We start from the raw sequence: 18,211 nt of genomic DNA on the forward strand, positions 1-18,211 counted from the left end.
ATTCTTATTTAAAAAAAACACTAACCACCTCTTTAATTCTATTTCTATCTTCTTCTGTTATATTGGATCCTGAGGGCAAACACAAACCTTTTTCGAATAATTCTTCAGCGATTTTTCCTCCATAATAAGGATATTTTTCAAAAACTGATTGTAAATGCATCGGTTTCCAAAGTGGTCTAGTTTCTATGTTTGCGTTTTCAAAAGCGAGCCTTAAATATTCACGACTTCTATTTTTTACAGTGTCAGGTTCTATCAAAATTGTACTCAACCAATAATTTGAATAGTATTTATAACTTGGCACTTCAAAAAGGGTTACTCCTTCAATACTCTTAAAAATTTCTTTATAAAAACTGTGTATTGCTCTTCTGGAATTTATATTGTGTTGGAGAATTTTCATTTGCCCTAATCCAACTCCGGCGCAAATATTACTCATTCTATAATTATAACCAATTTTACTATGTTGGTAATGTACTGCTTCATCTTTAGATTGAGTAGCATAAAAAATAGCTTTTTCTTTTAACTTTTTTGAATTTGTAATTAACGCTCCTCCGCTTGAGGTCGTAATAATTTTATTTCCATTAAATGAAAAAACTCCAAACTCACCAAAAGTTCCGCACTTTTTTCCTTTGTAAGAACTTCCCAAAGCTTCGGCACTATCTTCTATAATCGGAATGTTATATTTGTCGGCAATCGCATGAATTTCATCAATTTTATAGGGATTGCCGTAAAGATGAACCGTAATAATAGCTTTAGGTTTTTTACCTTTTTCAATTCTGTCCTTAATCGCTATTTCCAGATTTTCCGGACAAAGATTCCAAGTATCCCATTCGCTATCTATAAAAACCGGAATGGCTCCCTGATACAAAATAGGATTGGCAGAAGCCGAAAAAGTCATGCTCTGACAAATTACTTCATCCCCAGATTGAACTCCTAATAAAATTAATGCCAAATGAATGGCTGAAGTTCCAGAATTTGATGCCGTTACAAAACATTTTTCATCAATATAACTTTCTAATTCTTTTTCAAACTCATCTACATTGGGTCCTCCAGAAGTAATCCAGCTCGAATTGAGTGCTTTCTGAATATAATCTGCTTCAAAACCACTTTGTTCAGACAATGATAAAAAAATTCTTTTATTGCTCATCAATTTTCCAATAATCTGACTCGTATCTAACATCGTCTTCTTTAACATTTGCAAGTGGTAAAGTAGAAAATGAAATTAATTTTGAATCTTTTTCTAATGATTGAATGGCATTTGCATAACCCGCTGGAATATGAACAATTTTACTTTCTGATGCGGAAACAAAAATAGTTTCGATCCTTAAATCTTTCGATGGATTATCCCAATTATCAATTTTTATAAAATGAATTTTGAAAGATCCATTTAAACAATAAAAGTTTTTTGCATCTAATTTATGTCCTTGCCAAGCTCGAATAGGGTTTTCATCAGAATTACTAATGATATAAAACCTTTCAATATCCTTAAAACTAAAATCATTTACATAGGAAATGGTTCCGCGATGATCTGAAAAACTTCCTCCTTGAATTATTTTAGGATTCATATCGTTTGCTTCAAATTACTTTTATTCAATAAATAAAATTTCAGAGTATATATCAGCAGTAAAGGTGCAAGTACAAGTACAAATAAAATGATGTCTTGTACTTTTTGGTATAAACAAATAATCAAAGCTGAAACTACAAGCTGAGCAATTGCATAGTACGCAGCCACCAGCCTGTGCTGGATTTTGTATTCATTACTCAAAACCTGATATAAATGCAAACGATGTGCTTCAAATATATTCTGTTTTAAATACAGTCTGTGTATGATTGTACAAATGGCATCAACTCCGTAAACTGCTAAAAACAAAAGCCAGATTACAGAATCTGTTCTTAAAATAAGTTTCAAAACCAAATAAATGACCCAAAATGCAATAGCAATGCTCCCAACATCTCCCGCAAAACATTTTGCTCTTTTTCTATAATTAAAAAAAAGAAAAACGAGGCTCGCAATCATCGCATACTTTATAAAACTACTGTCTGTAAAAAGTTGAATCTTTTGATTGATATACAATAACGAACCCATAACTACCAAAGTATAAAGTCCCGTTATTCCGTTTATGCCATCCATGAAATTATAGGCATTTATTAGCCCTACTGCTAAAATATAAGCTACTACTATCCCAAAAAGAGGAACAGCATTAAAAACACCAATTTCAAAAAAAATCAATGTTATAGCCAAAAACTGAACTGACATTCTGATTTTATTTGATAAACTCTGGATATCATCCCAAAAACTTACTAAACTCACCAAAGTAATTCCGGTAAAGAAAAAGTAATTACTTTGAATATGCTGCACAAAGTAAAGCAAGGCAGAAAACCAAAAAATAATTCCACCTCCTCTTAAAGTTATTTCGGTATGTGAGCTTCTTTGATTGGGTTTGTCAATGATGTTAAACTTGTCTGCTACTTTGAAGTAGAGTAGCATTAAAATAATTAAAAGAATTCCTAGTATTGTGTATTCCATTATTTATTTATGAAACTTTTGATTGTTTTTTCTAAACCTTCTTGTGCCGTATAAGGAAGTTTTTCAATTTCTAAAGCTTTTTTTATTTTGTGATTTGAAACCATGTAATTTTCCGTTAATTTCTGAACTGTTTCCGTATTCAAAGGAAATCTAATAATATCTCCAATTTTAGCAATACCATTAATAATAGACTTTCGAATTGCGACTGATCGGTTTTTTTTGTTTAAAACCAAAGATATAATTTGCACTACTTCATTTGTAGACAGAACTTCATCGTCTGCACAGTTATATACACCCGAAACTATTTTTTCATTTTCAATTAATTTCTGAATCAAAAAGCAAAGATTTTCAACACTTAAAAATGAACGTTGATTTTGGAAAGCACCCAATGGCCAAGGCAGTCCTTTTGCAACTAATTTATATAGAAGATTTAGATTTCCTTTATTTTCAGGGCCATGAATCATACAAGGTCTTAGTATATAAACTCGTTTTCCCTCAGGTAATCCTTTTCCCAATATATATTCTTCTGCTTGCTGCTTAGCTATACCATAGTGAGTTTTAGGGTCTGAAATAGTCTTTTCTGTTAAAATCTCATCAACTTTATCTGCAACCGCTTTTACAGTACTCATAAAAATAAATACTGCTGCGTCTGACTCTAAAAAAGCATCAAACAATTGTTTCGTTAATTCATAATTTGCATCGTAATAATCGTTTGGTTTAGAAACTTTTTTTAAATCATGAGCCTTTCCGGCAAGATGAATAATAACATCTGATTTAATTTCGATTTTTTGATTCGGCAGATAACGAACACCTAAGGGTTCAATATCATACGAACTTAAATATTTTTTCAAATTCGTTCCTACGAATCCTGTTAATCCCGTAATTGCAATTTTTAGCATTAGCTTTTTAATATGAGTTCTAAATTATTGATACATTTCGTCATTGTAAAATTTTCTTCAAAATATCTGAATCCATTTTGCCCAAGAATATTTCGTTCCTCTTCGTTTAAATCATACAACTTGAGAATTTCTTTTGCTAATCCTTCAGAATTTCCAGCATTTACAGAAAAGCCACAGTTGGCTTCCTTTATTAATTCAGCACCTTCACCATTAAGAATTCCTAAAATTGGTTTTTGAGTACATAAATAGGCTTGCAATTTTGCTGGTACTGTTACATTAAAGATCAACTCATCCTTAAGAGAGACTAACAATACATCTGCCCGACTAAAAAAAGTTTTCATCGCATCTATTGGAAATCTGCCCATAAAATATACTGTCTGCTCTAAATTGTTAGCCATTACAAAATCTTCAAGTTCCTGCTTGCTTCTTCCATCACCAACAAAAACAAAATGAATATCTAATGTTTCTTTAAGAAGTAAGGCTGCTTTTATTATAGAGTTAACATCTTGCGCTACTCCGATATTTCCAGCAAAAAGAATTTTAAACCCTTGCGGTAATTCAGGAATTGGGTAATTAGAATCGCCTTTTAAAATAGAATCTTCAGCCCAATTGGGAAAATAAATCAGCTTATCTTCATAATTCCCCTTTGTCAAAATTGATTCTTTAAATCCCTTCGAACTAATTAAGATTTTATCTGAATTATTATAAATGTACTTTACCATTCCTGTAAAAAATGATAATACCGTTTTATCTTTGATCCCTCCTGCTGAAGTAAGACTTTCGGGCCACAAATCCAATACCCAAAAATATAATGGTATTTTTTGTATTTTCTTTATAATTATAGCAGGAAAACCTTGAGTTATTGGAGACGGCTCATGCACTAAAACCAAATCAAATTTATCTTGAAAAGCTAAAAAAAAAGCTCTTATTGAAGCAAAGAATGCCCAGCTGAAATAATTTAAAAAAAGCCTTATTCCTCCACCTTTTCCTCTCGGAATTAATGAAGCCCTGATAACTTTTACACCGTTAATAGTCTCGCGGCGCTTCTTAAAAAAACCATAACCATTATAAATCTTTCCTTCAGGATAATTGGGCAGTCCAGTTAAAACAGTAACATCATGTCCTCTTCTAACTAATTCAAAGGCAATATCATTGCTCTTAAAATTTTCAGGAAAAAAATATTGAGTAACTAATACTATTTTCATTCTATAGCTTTCTCCATACTACACGTTTTACATAATCCGTATAACTCAAAATAATACGAACCATTTTTTCGGAAACGTTTGGCATTGAATAATCAGCAACTGGTCTAAAATTTCTTTCCTGTCCAATTTTCTGATATTGCAATTGTACTAATCCCTGCATGATTCTTTCTGGGCTCAAACCAACCATCATTACAGAAGTTTCTTCCATTGCTTCTGGTCTTTCATGGGCATCCCTAATATTCAGCGCTCTAAAATTTAATACGGATGACTCCTCTGAAATTGTTCCAGAGTCTGACAGGACTGCAAAAGATTTCATTTGCAAAGCGTTATAGTCATTAAACCCAAGTGGTTTTAAAAACTGGACATTTTTATGCATTTGAATGTTTTTTTTCTCTATCATATTTCTAGTCCTTGGATGTGTACTAACAATGATTGGGAAATTATATTTTTCAGCAATAAGATTTAAACTATCCATTAAACCTTGAAAATTTTTCTCACTATTGATGTTTTCTTCTCTATGTGATGAAACCACAAAAAACTCACCTTCATTTAATTTCAATCTTTCTAAAACATCAGAAGATTCAATCACTGGTAAATAATAATTTAAAACTTCAAACATAGGTGAACCAGTTTTGATAATCCTATCAGCTGGCAAACCTTCTCTCAATAAATATTCTCTTGCTATATCACTATAAGTAAGATTAACATCTGAGATATGGTCAACGATTTTTCTGTTCGTTTCTTCGGGAACACGCTGGTCAAAACAACGATTTCCTGCTTCCATATGAAAAATAGGAATATGTCTTTTCTTAGCTGGAATAGCACATAAACAACTATTTGTATCACCTAAAACTAAAAAAGCATCAGGATTTTCTGTTTCTAATAAGGGATCTATTTTAATCAATATTTGCCCAACTGTTTCGGTTGCTGTTGCTCCTGCAGCGTTAAGAAAAAAATCTGGTTTGCGTATTCCTAAATCATCAAAAAATATTTGATTCAATTCATAATCATAGTTTTGTCCGGTATGAACTATTACATGCTCAATAGCCTCTGAATTATCGAGAGCTGCCATAACTCTTGAAAGACGAATAATTTCTGGTCTCGTACCGACCACAGTCATCACTTTTAATTTTGATTTCATTATCTTATTTAGGATATTATTATTTTTAATTATACATTTTCAAAATAAGTATCTGGGTCATTTGGATCATAGAATTCATTAATCCAAAAATTAGTATACAATACCTCTTCTCCAATGTTTTTAATATTATGAGTATACCAAATTGGCATATCTACGTAGGCTGGTTCGTTTCCGTCAAGATAAAAATCCAAAACTTCTTCTGTACCAATTCTACGTAATTGAATTAGAGCTTTTCCTTTAATAACAGCAAATCGTTCAATTTTTCTCGTATGATAATGATTTCCGCGAGTAATACCAGGCACCGTTGTTGAAAATGAAACTTGCCCTCCAACTCCTAATCGAATAATTTCTACAAATGAACCTCTGGGATCTGTATGTTCAACAAATTTGACAGGGAAATGATTTTTAATATCCATATAGCAACGAAATGTGTTGAATAAGTTCAATTCAAATAAATTTTCGATGCTAGGAATGATACCTTTATCCTGATATTCTGATTTGTATTTTTCTAACGAAGTTAATATTTGTGAAACCTTAGATTCTGAAGTATGCTGTACTAGAATTTCAGGTTTTCCTTCTTTACTTCTAATTTCAGCAATAATTGCGTTAACTAATTGTCCAACATATATCAATTTCAAATCACCATCTACATCAATAGTGGGTGTTTCATTATGTGCTAACTTATGACAAAAAGTAGCAACAACTGAATTATAATTTGGATGTCCAAAAGGCCCGAAAACATTTGGAATTATCATTCCTGTAAATTTTCCTTCCGAATTATTTGACCAATTGATCATTAATTCTCTACCTTCTTTTTTTGATTTCCCATAAAGATTATCTCTTTCCTCTTGCGTTGATGAAGAAAAAATTACATGAGAATTACTTTTTGTAGTTTTAAGAGATTCTACTAATTTCTGAACCAAACTTAGATTGGTATCATAAATTACCTGAGGATCATTATGACGATTCATAGCTGCTAAATGCACTATAACATCACATTCTGCAACAAAGTTGTTTAATTTATTGTGATCTTCAAAATATTCCTTTTGAAACTCAATTCGTATAAACTCTTCCGGGAAAAGTCCAATTGTATTATATAAATGTGTGCCAATAAAACCTAACTGACCTGTAATACCTACTTTTAACATTCTTTGATTTTATTTTTTAAAATAGTCAATATCATATCGATATTCATCTTTAATTTCGCCCAGCAAATAATCAGCCATTACCAGTAATTTAGAATTTAACTCTAAAGATTGAATACTGCTTACATATCCTTTAGGAACATGCAATACATTTAATTTTTCAGAATCAATTAAATAGGGAAGAATTTCTAAATTTACAGAGGTTTTTCCCAATTATCTACTTTTATTAGCTGGATTTTAAATTTACCACTAAAAACAGAAAACCATCTTTGCTCGATTTGATGTCCTTGCCAGCCTCTAATAAATTCCGGACTCTCATTTTCTATAATATAAATTCTTTTGATTAATGAAGCATCAAAATCATTATTATATAATAAGGTTCCGCGTTGGTCAGAATGGTAATTCCCATTAATTAATCTTGGCTCCATTCTTTATCTAGCCAGGCATTTGAGTAACATCTTCGCCAAAAACTTCTTTTCTAATAAGTGGCAGAGTCGACAAAAGCTTTTTCATTCCTTCAACACCTTGCTGCTCTGTATTATGCGAATGATAATCTTCAATTAAAGAAATATCTTCTTCTCCTTCAAAAAAATATTGTGCATAATTTAAATCGCGATTATCGGCAGGAATACGATAAAAATCACCCATGTCCTCAGCTTTTACCATTTCTTCACGAGTGCATAAAGTTTCATATAATTTTTCGCCATGGCGCGTCCCAATAATCTTAATTTCAGTATCTGCTTTACAAAGCTCTTTTAAAGCTTGTGCAAGATCTCCAATCGTTCCCGCTGGTGCTTTATTTACGAATAAATCTCCAGGATTACCATTTTCAAAAGCAAACAATACTAATTCTACAGCCTCATCTAATGACATCAAAAAACGTGTCATATTAGGGTCTGTTATAGTGATTGGGTTATTCTCTTTTATTTGTTTTAAAAACAAAGGAATCACGGAACCTCTGGATGCCATTACATTTCCATATCTAGTCAAACAAACTGTAGTATCGGTCAAATTTCTAGAAGCCGCTACTGCAACTTTTTCCATTAAAGCCTTTGAAATTCCCATCGCATTAATGGGATAAGCTGCTTTGTCTGTACTCAGACAAATTACCTTTTTCACTTTATTAGTTCCAGCCGCATCGATAACATTTTGCGTGCCAAAAACATTTGTTTTAGTAGCTTCTAATGGAAAAAACTCACATGAAGGAACTTGTTTTAATGCAGCTGCATGAAACACATAATCTACACCACGCATTGCTCTTTCGACACTATTATAATCTCTTACGTCACCTATATAAAATTTGAGTTTATCATTTTTTAATTGATTTCGCATGTCATCCTGCTTCTTCTCGTCACGAGAAAAAATTCTGATTTCTTTAAAATGATCCGTATGCAAAAAACGATTTAATACTGCATGCCCGAAAGAGCCTGTTCCTCCTGTTATAAGAAGAATTTTATTTTGTATTTTCATTATTGATTTATTTTGAAAATCTTGTTTTTTTCTAATTGAGTTGGATAATTAATTAAAACGGCTTTATAAGGTCCTTTAAAAACAAATAAACTTCCAGCTGCTACTCCAATAACACCATGTCTATCAATAATTTTTTCAATATCGTTTAAAGAACCTGCTCCACCTAAAACAGTCATAGGTAGTGTTATTTTTTCTCTCACTTTATCTATTAAGTCTAAATCATATCCCTTCATTTGCCCGTCTTTATCAATAGAATTGATAACTATTTCCCCTGCTCCTAATCTTTGAGTCTCTTCTACAAATTTAAAAGGATTGATTCCTGTGCTTTTTTTTCCATTATGAGTATAAACTTCATAACCTCCTAATAATTTCTTTTTAACATCTAACACGACAATGACACTTTGAGCTCCTACACGATCAGAAATTTCAGTAATTAAATTTGGATTTTGAATGACGGCCGAACTTAGTGCTATTTTTTCAATACCCAAACTAAAGATACGTTGTGCTTGCTCTACTGTCTTTACACCACCTCCATAACATAATGGCATCATAGACTGACTAGCAAGTCTCTCAATAAGACTATAATTGGGTTCTTTTCCTAAAACTGTTGCGTCAATATCAAAAATGGATAACTCATCAACTGCTTTTTCATTAAAAATTTTAACTGCATTAATAGGGTCTCCAACATATTTCGGATTCTTAAAATTTACAGTTTTCACTAATCCATTATCATGAACCAAAAGGCTTGGAATTATTCTAGGTCTAAGCATGTTTAGAGTTTTGCAAAATTATGTAATAAAGTTTCACCATAATGATGGCTTTTTTCTGGGTGAAATTGAATTCCATAGATATTTTCATGATGTGCTGCACAAGCAAATTGTCCGCCATAATCTGAGGTTGCCAATATATCATCAGGATTATTACACTCAAAATAATAAGAATGTAAAAAATAAAACAAAGCATCTTTTTCTAACCCCTGAAACAATGGATTCAAAATTACAGGATTTACATCATTCCAGCCCATATGCGGTAATCTGGTAACTTGCTTAATTTTGGTTTCATCAAATTTTTTGATAGAGGCGTCAATCCATCCTAAACCTGCCAATTTACCTTCATCACTTGAATGGCCCATCATCTGCATACCTACACAAATACCAATAACTGGTATTTTTTTCTCCATCACTAATTCATCTAATTTTTCACGCATACCAGATTTTATTAATTCTGACATAGCATGATCAAAGTGCCCAACTCCTGGTAGAATTATTTTTTGAGCATCTTCTAAATCAGCAGTCGTTTTGGCAATCTTAGTTGATACATTAACTCTTTTATAAACATTTACAAAAGCATTAATATTACCCACACCATAATCAATAATTGTTATCATCTAAATAGTCGCTTTTCTAGTCCAAGTTTTTGCATCATTTTTGCTCCAAAACCAATTAATTTAATTTTATTCTTGTAATCGTGAAAAGTTTTATTTTCTCCTTCGAATAATTCTTGAAGTTCCTCAACCGACAAATCTAATTTGTCTGCAACATATTCGAATTCTTTTTTCAAAAATTCTTCACTTAATTCAGGTCTTGAAACACGATCCAAAGCTTCATCTCTAGTCATTTGTCCCGTTAGGATTAAACTAGAAAAGTGAGCTCTTCTTTTTTGAAAGCCAAATTTTTTAGGAAGCCAATAATCTTCATAGAAACGTGTAAATCGAGATTCATGATGTTTATGTTGAAAAGGTTCCCAACCATATTTCTCCATCAATAATTTTTCGGCATCGGCTTTAATATAAGGAACTAAATTTAATGGTTTAAAAACTTTCATTCCCAATACATATCTATAATAAAGTTTATAGCTTAAGATATCCACCAGAGGAAAGGTTTTAAGAGGACGTTTGCCAAACTTAGAATGTATATCTTTTACAAGTATAGTATCTATACCTGGAAATCCCCCCCATTCCTCAGGTTCTCTACAACATTCTGTAGAAAAGTTTCCACCAGTCAAAACATGTTTTATTTTATTCTTCTTAGCGAACTTATATAATCCAGAAAAAAACGCATAATCCTGAGGTAAGTCCTGATCAGCGATCTGAGATTTAAGAAATGCTACTTGCAAATCCTTCATTTCTTCCCAATTTATAACATCAGTGTATAAGTCTAATCCTAGACCATTACACAACTTTTCTATGTTACCAACAGCTTTATCAGTATTCCAGCCTGCATCAACATGAAACAAAAGTGGCCTTAAACCCATAATTTCTTTTGCAACATATGCTACATAAGAACTATCTAATCCTCCACTTAACCCAATAATACAATCAAAATCTTTTCCTTTACCTTCTTTTTTGATTTTTTCTGCAACTTGCATTAATTGTGAATGCCCTTTTTCGTCTGTATGCCAGTTAGGAAGAATAATATTCTGAAAATTATTATAATAATCTGATATTCCACTTTTATCAAAAACTATGTTTGGATCTGATGTATCCATAATAGTTTTAGTACAGATTTGGTAGGCTCTATTGTTTTTCATTCGAATTATTTTTTAATATTTCTTCATAAAGTTTGTAATAATCCATAAACTTTATTTTTTTGTCAAAGTTTTTAACTGAATGTTCTCTACAATTATTTTGATAAAAACCTTTCCCATTATTTTTTATTTTTTCGATAGCTTTCACTAATTCACTAACATCACCTTTATCAATAACAATGCCTGTATTGTCATTTACAGACTCTATACTACCACCTGTTCTATAGGTAATAACAGGTGTACCACAAGCCATAGACTCTAAATTTGTTGTAGGATATGTATCTTCAAAAGTAGGATTAACAAACACATCAGCGGCAGAATACAGGTCTACAAGCTGTCCCAAATTTTCAGTTCTTTCTATTCCGATAATAGTTTTTGGTAGTTTACTAATTTGGATACTCGAAAGACCAACCAAAATAATTGTATAAACCTCGTTATTAATTAACTCAGATAATTTAACGAATTCGTCTAATCCTTTTCTTTTTTCCCATGTACTTGCTACTCCTAGGATAACAAATTTATTCTTAATTGGATACATTTTGTTTACAGTATTTCTTGAATTTTTAATATAAAAGGTATTTAAGTCTATACCATTTTGTATAACTTGACAAGTATAATCCATAAGAAATGAGTCTTTAACTTTTTCAGCCAGCCAATATGAAACGGGCACAATAGTTAAATTATTCAGCGAATTAAATATTCTTTTTTTATCCCTATAATTTTTCCTTGAGCGATCAAAAAATAAACTTTTAGGATATTCATTTTTTTGTTCACAATGATGACACTCCGTTTTCCATTTCTCGCAACCAACAAAATCAAAATAAGCGCAATGACCTGTAAATGACCAGCAATCATGAAAAGTCCAGACGACTGGAGTAGCTCTTTTTTTTAGATATATAAATAATATTTCTACATTAATAAAATAACCATGTAAATGATGTAAATGTATAATATCGGGATCTATCTGATCAATTGTTTTTATCAGGTTTTTAGTTGCAGATCTAGAACTAAAACAATGATTATCAAATATTCTAGTTTCTAAACCATGCTCATACAAATCGAATTTATTACCTATTTTTATTACTTCAGACTTACTCGGATTAATATTTCTTGCATACGTAATATAGCTCAGCCATCCTTCTTCTAGAACAGTTTCGCCAATTTGTTCGGCTATTTTTCCTACAGAACCACTGTTGACTTCAATACTTATTTGTAAAAGTTTCGGCATTAACTAACTGATTTAATCATTTTAAAGAATTGTGATGCCATAATATTTGTATTATTCTTTGATTTTACTATATCATAAACATTTTTTCTTATTTCACTAATTTCGTTTTCTTTCTCTAACGCTTCTAGTATTTTTGAAGCAAAGTGATGAGCATTTTTATATTGAAATAGATATCCTGTTTTACCATCTTCAAATAAGCAAAATTCTGGTCCATGATAACTAAAATAATCATGTGTAATAACTGGCAATGAATAACCAAAAGCATTAAATAAACTTAATCCAATTGGTCCTGAATGCACAAATGCTTTGGAAATTAAAAACCAAGGACACTTTTTATCTTCTTCATATATTTCGCCTAGTAATAAAATATTGTTATCTAAATCATTCTTTTTGATTATTTCCTTTAAGTTTTCTAACTCTGATCCATTACCAATCACTATCCAAAGAATGTCAGTTATTGATTTTTTTACAATTTTAATTGCTTCAATTGTCAAAGCATGGTCATTTACTATATTTACTCTACCTGAAGAAATAATTATATTTTCTGAATTTATATTATGTTGCTTTTTAAATTTCAACAATAAATCATTATTCCACAATTGTCTTTGATTATCAATTAAATTTTGATTTAATCCATTATTTATGGCTAGTATATTTTTATTTTTAAAATCCATTTTAATTAGTTCCTCAACATCTTTTTCAGTGTACATCAAGAAATTATCAAATATTCGCCACCATTTTAATCTAAAACTTTGTTTCTGTTTACTTCCACCAAAAGTATAAACATTGCTCCAAACGACTATTTTTTTTCCAAATATTTTAAAAATGGTGCTCAAAAGAGCTTGTGTTATGTGTCTTAAATTTCCATCGACAACCAAGATATCGAAATCTTTAAAGAGTTTAAATACTGGTAAAAATTGGATTACAAGCCTTTCGCTCTTAAATGGTGAATAGCTTTTTAAAATATTGATTTTTTTACCATATCTCTCATGAGAAGATTTAATATTGGAGCCCTCAACCTTTGATTGGCAAAATACTTCAATTTCATATGAATCATTATCCAGCACAATATCATAAAAATGCTCTCTGTAAGATGGAATTATATTTGTAACAATAGCAATCTTAATTTTACCTCTCTCAATCATTTATATAAACTTCATCATTAATTAATCAATTATATTTCAAATAAATCGAATATATTGCTCTAAATAAATTAGGAGAAATTAAGTAAAATTGAGCCTCTAATCGATATTTCAATGAACTACTTTTTTTCATTAAAAAGAATAAGTCTTTATTTTTTTTTAATTCCAAATAAAAAAAAGCTCTATTAGTATTATCCATCAATTTAGTGTTATTAAGTGCTGAATTTATAGCTAATCCTAAATAATCATAAAACTCAATTTTTAAGTGATCATCCCTAATTTTGTCAATCAAAAAAGTAGCATGTGATTTTGCAACTTTGATCAAATCAAAAGACTTTTTAGGATTAATACTCCTTGTAATTGATTTTGGGTTATTATAAACGTTGTATAAAATTGTATTTGCTCTCAAAACTTTTGTTGCGAAAAAAAACATCCTAGGAATAAATTCATTATCCTCATGCATTATATTCTCCATGAAAAAAAGATGATTATCTATTAAAAAATCTCGCTTCATTATTTTAAAACATACCGGAAAAACAATTTTATCAGATAACAAATAAGTTCTCCCGTCAATTGGAAATTCATCATAAGATGTTAAAGACATACGTTTGGTGCAAACTTCTCCAAAGTAATCATTTGCATCAAACAACAACACATCTAAGCTAAACTTTTTACATTTATTATATAAGTCTAAAATACAATTTGGTTCTATCCAATCATCAGAATCTACAAACCAAATATACTCTCCTATAGCAAACTTCAATCCATTATTTCTTGCAACACTTAATCCTTGATTTTCTTGCGTAAATACTTTTATATTGTCATAGAGTTTTGCTAAGCCGTTAATGATTTCTAAACTGTTGTCTGGTGATCCATCATTTATAACAATAATTTCGTACTCAGTACTTGCTAAATTTTGGTTAACGCAACTTAAAATACAACGTTCAACATATTTTTCAACATTATAGACTGGAATTATAATAGAAAATTTCATATTTATTTACCTAAAATCTATTTAATCATTTTCTTGACTATTCGTCTAATAGGCAAGACTACAGGTATCAAAACTTGGTTTATAAGTTTTTCTGACTCTATTTTTGCTTTCTCCAAAATTGAGAAATGAATAACTACATTAGTACAAGATCGATAAAGATCATTAATCCTATTTGTATGAAACTGATCTACACCATATTCACGAGAAAACCAGGAATGAAATAACATTTGTTCTCCTTTATGATTATAAAGAATAGTTGAATAATTATCATTATGTTGCTTACCTTCTAAATACAAGACTTTATGATTTATATTTAACCATAAAAAAAAAGGATAAAAAGGTTCATAATTATTTGATATTTCATATTTATAAGGTAAATTATTTGGTAGCAAATTATCGTAGTCTATATCTTTTTTTAAACAATCATCAACTTGCGATTTTGAATAATTTTCTTTTATCTTTTTCACATTGAAAATATTAAAAAAGGGATTGGTTACTAAAGGATTACCATATCGAATTTGCAAAACCCCACCATCACGAATACCACAATTTACAATTTCTTCCTTAATACAGTATTCCAATAAATCTAAAATAGCAAGATTATCAACAACAAAAGCATCTTCGTCAATATTAATAGCATAATCTATATCATATTCAAGAATTTTATCTAAATAGCCTTGAGCTGTAGTATATGTTAACCTATAATGCTTAAAAGGTAATGTTAGAGTATTATTTGATATCTTATACAATGAATAATTCATTGATCTAGTGAAAATTGCAATTTTCATTTTACTTAAGTCCATATATGAGAGTAAAATTTAATTTGTTATTCGCAAAACAAAGACCAATTGCACAATGACAATTGGAATAAAAAACAGCCAGAATTTGTGTGGCTTTTGCGTAATTAAAAAAATATAAAAAATTATAAATGAGAAAGTTAAAAAATAATCTGTAACCCTTTCAATCAAAATTACAGATCGAAATAAAGCAAATATTGCCAATCCAACTAAATAAACATTTAATAATTTAAAATAAATTTTACTTGAAGAGCTATAGAATATTAAGACAAATGCCATAACCCAATAAAAGACAAATTTATTTGAAATACCACCTACTTCCTGAACAACATTTCCTTCATAAGATGACATCTTTGACGCTAACACTGTTAGCTCATTTAATGATGTAATAAAAGAAAATACAGAGATACTAAGTAAGGTGGATAAATTTGAAAAATAAACAAAGCCAATTATAAAACAAATCCATAAATATCTTTTTTGGGGAAAACTTTTATTTATAAACATTATCAAAACAACAAAAATACCAAGTAACATTGTAGCATGAAAAAAATAGCCTAAAACAAATAATCCAACTATTTTAAAAATATCCAAAACAGATTTTCTTTCTTTTAATGCATAGGAAACTATTAAGACAAGTAATGATATTGCAATTCCTACTCTTAATACAATTGCGTTTGTATATATTCCAAAATAAGCCACGTAAAGTGTTAATGGAATAATTGAAAAATAGGAATTACTTAAAAATCTATTCTTGCCATAAAAGCAATCTTGTAAACCGCTATTTTTCTGTTCAATTTCAAATAAATAACTTATCCGTTTTGTAGCAAAATCTATAATTAATAAATTCAATAATGTAATTATAGCAAGATAAAAAACAAAATTATCTCCCACAATGACCTTTATAACTTTACTAAAAAATTGAAATCCTATTTCAAATGAAGAATGTGAAAAATCATCAATACTAGTATAATCAGAATCGTAAAAATACTCATAATAAGCCTCCGTGTCAGGAACCTTTAAACTCCTATTTGCAAGTATAAAACAAAACGGTAAAATAAAGAACCATTTAAGAAAAGGGATTAAACTTTTACGCTCTAGAAAGGTTACCAAAAAACAGCCTATAAAAAAAAATAAAAGTAAAAGTATGTCCATTAATTGGTTATAATGAAAGATTTGTTTAAAAAACTCTCAGTTTATATTACTTTAATTTTAATAAAATAGTTTCAACATCTTCAACCATCAACTCTTTTTCGATCATCATTATATTTTCAATAAATTTACTTTTGGGTAAATCATAAATAAAATTACTATTTTGCAATTTATCAATTACTTTATCCGAAAATCTCATACGAATCAATTTTGCGGGTGAACCTCCCAAAATTGAATATGGAGGGAATGATTTTGTTACTACTGAACCAGCAGCAATAACACATCCGTTACCCATTTCTACTCCAGACAATATAGTTACCCCAATTCCAATCCAACAATCGTGGCCAATAATTATTTTACCTTTAGAATAAGAGCCATCATTACCAAACGATGTTAACATAGGCGTGATTGGATAAGTAAATAATCTGTTTGTAAAATGATTACCACCTAAAATAAATTTAACATCTAATGCTATTGAACATAGATTTCCAATTAATAACCCAGAATTAAGTTCCCCATAATCATAGACATGAATTGGTCCATAAGTATAATTACCTACTTTAACTAAATCTTTTGAAAACAAGCAATTTACAGTTGTAAAATTGTGTTTGTTATTATGCCTCCAATTTATTTTAAAAAAAGCTAATTTAAGCTTATACAATAAAATTGTAGTTATTTTTTTTAAAATCATTCTTTAATTTGTTTAATAAGAAATAACTATATACTAGTTCAACCAAAGCAGAAAAAGCGAATGCTAATGGAAGAATTAACATATTAGAAAAAAACACAAGTCCCACTGATGAAAACAAAACAAAACCAAATAAAGCCAAAAATTGATTCATCGCAACGTATTTATACAATCCTTTTGGAATAAAAACAAAACTAAAAATAGCTCCCACTGTTAAAACTGTGAAAACACTAAAACTTAAAATAATTAATATGGGATATGCCTCAATCATTTCCGTACCCCCCATAATCAATATAATCCATTTACCAAAAATAACTAAAGCCAAAATAACAAATACGCCAATAAGATTTTCAATATTTATTACTTTCTTTATTGTGTCCCATTTTGAATTCAACATTTTAGGAAATAAAGCACTATTGATACTCGAAATCAATGTTGTAGGAACTGAATAAATTTTCATAGCCAAGTCATACAAAGCTACATCTGTCATTGAAAAAAAAGACCCTATAAGAATAGTTGCTGTTTGCTGTTTAATCGTGTTCATACTTGAGGACAAAAAGAAAGGCACAGCATCTTTAAAAACTTGCTTTAATTTTCGTACAGGAATCCAAATTAACTTTATAGAATGACTATATCTTAAAATCGCCATTGCTATAATCCCTCCTATTAGAGCTGTTAAAATAGTAATTGCAGCAAATTTAACAATATCATTAGGATGTCTTATAAATACAAACAATATTGGGAGTGATATTAATTTTAATGACAATTGTATATAAGTAACGACTTTCATTTTTTGAATACCTTGAAAATACCAAGTAGGAAATAAAATATTTGAAAAAACTTGGAGGTAACAAACAATAAACAGCAAATAGTTTACTCGAAAAAGACTTACTGTAACTAACAAAGGCAAAAAAATAATCAGTGACAAAAAGAAAAGGACTAGCTTAGAAAAAAAAACAGCTGAAATAACTTCTGAGTGTATTTTTTTATCATTTGGAAATTCAGATATACTTTTTAAAGCTGGTGTATCAAAACCAAACTGTACTAAACTTACAAAATATACGGAAATTGAAAATGCAAAAACATAATGTCCATAACTCTCAGCACCTAAGGTTCGGATCAAAAAGGGGTAAATAATAAGATAAAACAACGAATTTAGAATCTGCAAAACTGTCATAAAAAAATAATTCTCAATTACTTTCTTATTATTAAGAAACTTTACCTTTAATGAATTAAAAAAAAGTTTTGTCTTAAGATAAATCACTTTTATGCTTCTTGTTTTATATAGAAAATAATTTAAATA

Annotated in this window: 20 protein-coding genes; all 20 read right to left on the reverse strand. The window is 29.7% G+C overall.

Features of this window, described 5'->3' with window-relative positions; translation table 11 throughout:
* Nucleotides 1–4 precede the first annotated feature (4 nt).
* Genes LNP22_RS01925 through LNP22_RS02020 form a run of 20 tightly spaced genes read right to left on the reverse strand, consistent with a single transcriptional unit; the run spans nucleotide 5 to nucleotide 18,172 of the window.
* On the reverse strand, nucleotides 5–1,144 hold the full coding sequence (locus tag LNP22_RS01925; RefSeq protein ID WP_229976346.1) for a DegT/DnrJ/EryC1/StrS family aminotransferase: 1,140 nt from the start codon (nucleotides 1,142–1,144) through the stop codon (nucleotides 5–7).
* Entirely contained in the window at nucleotides 1,134–1,562 is a 429-nt protein-coding gene (locus tag LNP22_RS01930) for a WxcM-like domain-containing protein (protein WP_229975062.1), read from the reverse strand. Before LNP22_RS01930 ends, LNP22_RS01925 begins: the two co-directional genes overlap by 11 nt.
* Nucleotides 1,559–2,524: an MraY family glycosyltransferase gene (locus LNP22_RS01935; protein WP_229975063.1), complete on the reverse strand. Its 966-nt coding sequence runs from the start codon at nucleotides 2,522–2,524 to the stop codon at nucleotides 1,559–1,561. The genes LNP22_RS01930 and LNP22_RS01935 overlap by 4 nt, the downstream gene beginning before the upstream one ends.
* Entirely contained in the window at nucleotides 2,524–3,423 is a 900-nt protein-coding gene (locus tag LNP22_RS01940) for an NAD-dependent epimerase/dehydratase family protein (protein WP_229975064.1), read from the reverse strand. The genes LNP22_RS01935 and LNP22_RS01940 overlap by 1 nt, the downstream gene beginning before the upstream one ends.
* Nucleotides 3,423–4,628 (reverse strand): glycosyltransferase family 4 protein, encoded by a 1,206-nt coding sequence (locus LNP22_RS01945; protein ID WP_229975065.1) that lies wholly within the window; start codon nucleotides 4,626–4,628, stop codon nucleotides 3,423–3,425. Before LNP22_RS01945 ends, LNP22_RS01940 begins: the two co-directional genes overlap by 1 nt.
* 1 nt (nucleotide 4,629) lies before the next feature.
* A complete protein-coding gene (wecB, locus tag LNP22_RS01950; RefSeq protein WP_229975066.1) occupies nucleotides 4,630–5,769 on the reverse strand; it encodes a non-hydrolyzing UDP-N-acetylglucosamine 2-epimerase in 1,140 nt (379 codons plus the stop codon).
* Nucleotides 5,770–5,798: 29 nt separating this feature from the next.
* The gene (locus LNP22_RS01955) at nucleotides 5,799–6,917 is read right to left on the reverse strand and encodes a polysaccharide biosynthesis C-terminal domain-containing protein (RefSeq protein WP_229975067.1); all 1,119 of its coding nucleotides are present in this window, start codon (nucleotides 6,915–6,917) and stop codon (nucleotides 5,799–5,801) included.
* Between the two features lie 9 nt (nucleotides 6,918–6,926).
* Nucleotides 6,927–7,127, reverse strand: coding sequence for a hypothetical protein (locus LNP22_RS01960; protein WP_229975068.1), 201 nt, complete (start codon nucleotides 7,125–7,127; stop codon nucleotides 6,927–6,929).
* Complete coding sequence (locus LNP22_RS01965; RefSeq protein ID WP_229975069.1) at nucleotides 7,109–7,342, reverse strand: cupin domain-containing protein; 234 nt, start codon at nucleotides 7,340–7,342, stop codon at nucleotides 7,109–7,111. Before LNP22_RS01965 ends, LNP22_RS01960 begins: the two co-directional genes overlap by 19 nt.
* Nucleotides 7,343–7,349: 7 nt before the next feature.
* Entirely contained in the window at nucleotides 7,350–8,384 is a 1,035-nt protein-coding gene (locus LNP22_RS01970; protein ID WP_229975070.1) for a polysaccharide biosynthesis protein, read from the reverse strand.
* Nucleotides 8,384–9,154, reverse strand: a complete 771-nt coding sequence (locus LNP22_RS01975; protein WP_229975071.1) for an AglZ/HisF2 family acetamidino modification protein — start codon at nucleotides 9,152–9,154, stop codon at nucleotides 8,384–8,386. Before LNP22_RS01975 ends, LNP22_RS01970 begins: the two co-directional genes overlap by 1 nt.
* 2 nt (nucleotides 9,155–9,156) lie before the next feature.
* A complete protein-coding gene (gene hisH / locus LNP22_RS01980) occupies nucleotides 9,157–9,771 on the reverse strand; it encodes an imidazole glycerol phosphate synthase subunit HisH (RefSeq protein ID WP_229975072.1) in 615 nt (204 codons plus the stop codon).
* Nucleotides 9,768–10,913, reverse strand: coding sequence for an N-acetyl sugar amidotransferase (locus tag LNP22_RS01985; protein ID WP_229975073.1), 1,146 nt, complete (start codon nucleotides 10,911–10,913; stop codon nucleotides 9,768–9,770). Before LNP22_RS01985 ends, hisH begins: the two co-directional genes overlap by 4 nt.
* Complete coding sequence (locus LNP22_RS01990) at nucleotides 10,900–12,138, reverse strand: glycosyltransferase (RefSeq protein WP_229975074.1); 1,239 nt, start codon at nucleotides 12,136–12,138, stop codon at nucleotides 10,900–10,902. The genes LNP22_RS01985 and LNP22_RS01990 overlap by 14 nt, the downstream gene beginning before the upstream one ends.
* Nucleotides 12,138–13,283 carry a glycosyltransferase gene (locus LNP22_RS01995; protein ID WP_229975075.1) on the reverse strand — a complete coding sequence of 382 codons (1,146 nt, stop codon included), beginning with the start codon at nucleotides 13,281–13,283 and terminating at the stop codon, nucleotides 12,138–12,140. Before LNP22_RS01995 ends, LNP22_RS01990 begins: the two co-directional genes overlap by 1 nt.
* A gap of 25 nt (nucleotides 13,284–13,308) precedes the next feature.
* Nucleotides 13,309–14,274, reverse strand: coding sequence for a glycosyltransferase family 2 protein (locus LNP22_RS02000; protein ID WP_229975076.1), 966 nt, complete (start codon nucleotides 14,272–14,274; stop codon nucleotides 13,309–13,311).
* Between the two features lie 17 nt (nucleotides 14,275–14,291).
* Nucleotides 14,292–15,077 carry a hypothetical protein gene (locus LNP22_RS02005; protein WP_229975077.1) on the reverse strand — a complete coding sequence of 262 codons (786 nt, stop codon included), beginning with the start codon at nucleotides 15,075–15,077 and terminating at the stop codon, nucleotides 14,292–14,294.
* 15 nt (nucleotides 15,078–15,092) lie between these two features.
* Entirely contained in the window at nucleotides 15,093–16,223 is a 1,131-nt protein-coding gene (locus tag LNP22_RS02010) for an EpsG family protein (protein WP_229975078.1), read from the reverse strand.
* Nucleotides 16,224–16,269: 46 nt separating this feature from the next.
* Nucleotides 16,270–16,911: a CatB-related O-acetyltransferase gene (locus LNP22_RS02015; protein WP_229975079.1), complete on the reverse strand. Its 642-nt coding sequence runs from the start codon at nucleotides 16,909–16,911 to the stop codon at nucleotides 16,270–16,272.
* Nucleotides 16,874–18,172: an oligosaccharide flippase family protein gene (locus LNP22_RS02020; RefSeq protein ID WP_319616423.1), complete on the reverse strand. Its 1,299-nt coding sequence runs from the start codon at nucleotides 18,170–18,172 to the stop codon at nucleotides 16,874–16,876. Before LNP22_RS02020 ends, LNP22_RS02015 begins: the two co-directional genes overlap by 38 nt.
* Between the last annotated feature and the right edge of the window lie 39 nt (nucleotides 18,173–18,211).

It is taken from the genome of Flavobacterium flavipigmentatum, from assembly GCF_020911905.1.
Taxonomy (GTDB): Bacteria; Bacteroidota; Bacteroidia; order Flavobacteriales; family Flavobacteriaceae; genus Flavobacterium; species Flavobacterium flavipigmentatum.

Coding starts and splice junctions, on each gene's coding strand:
- LNP22_RS02015 (WP_229975079.1), bottom strand. CDS start 16,911: ATGATTTTAAAAAAAATAACTACAATTTTATTGTATAAGCTTAAATTA.
- LNP22_RS01955 (WP_229975067.1), bottom strand. CDS start 6,917: ATGTTAAAAGTAGGTATTACAGGTCAGTTAGGTTTTATTGGCACACAT.
- LNP22_RS01930 (WP_229975062.1), bottom strand. CDS start 1,562: ATGAATCCTAAAATAATTCAAGGAGGAAGTTTTTCAGATCATCGCGGA.
- wecB (WP_229975066.1), bottom strand. CDS start 5,769: ATGAAATCAAAATTAAAAGTGATGACTGTGGTCGGTACGAGACCAGAA.
- LNP22_RS01975 (WP_229975071.1), bottom strand. CDS start 9,154: ATGCTTAGACCTAGAATAATTCCAAGCCTTTTGGTTCATGATAATGGA.
- LNP22_RS02005 (WP_229975077.1), bottom strand. CDS start 15,077: ATGGACTTAAGTAAAATGAAAATTGCAATTTTCACTAGATCAATGAAT.
- LNP22_RS01965 (WP_229975069.1), bottom strand. CDS start 7,342: ATGGAGCCAAGATTAATTAATGGGAATTACCATTCTGACCAACGCGGA.
- LNP22_RS01935 (WP_229975063.1), bottom strand. CDS start 2,524: ATGGAATACACAATACTAGGAATTCTTTTAATTATTTTAATGCTACTC.
- LNP22_RS02010 (WP_229975078.1), bottom strand. CDS start 16,223: ATGGACATACTTTTACTTTTATTTTTTTTTATAGGCTGTTTTTTGGTA.
- LNP22_RS01945 (WP_229975065.1), bottom strand. CDS start 4,628: ATGAAAATAGTATTAGTTACTCAATATTTTTTTCCTGAAAATTTTAAG.
- LNP22_RS01990 (WP_229975074.1), bottom strand. CDS start 12,138: ATGCCGAAACTTTTACAAATAAGTATTGAAGTCAACAGTGGTTCTGTA.
- LNP22_RS01985 (WP_229975073.1), bottom strand. CDS start 10,913: ATGAAAAACAATAGAGCCTACCAAATCTGTACTAAAACTATTATGGAT.
- LNP22_RS02000 (WP_229975076.1), bottom strand. CDS start 14,274: ATGAAATTTTCTATTATAATTCCAGTCTATAATGTTGAAAAATATGTT.
- LNP22_RS01995 (WP_229975075.1), bottom strand. CDS start 13,283: ATGATTGAGAGAGGTAAAATTAAGATTGCTATTGTTACAAATATAATT.
- LNP22_RS01970 (WP_229975070.1), bottom strand. CDS start 8,384: ATGAAAATACAAAATAAAATTCTTCTTATAACAGGAGGAACAGGCTCT.
- LNP22_RS01925 (WP_229976346.1), bottom strand. CDS start 1,144: ATGAGCAATAAAAGAATTTTTTTATCATTGTCTGAACAAAGTGGTTTT.
- hisH (WP_229975072.1), bottom strand. CDS start 9,771: ATGATAACAATTATTGATTATGGTGTGGGTAATATTAATGCTTTTGTA.
- LNP22_RS01940 (WP_229975064.1), bottom strand. CDS start 3,423: ATGCTAAAAATTGCAATTACGGGATTAACAGGATTCGTAGGAACGAAT.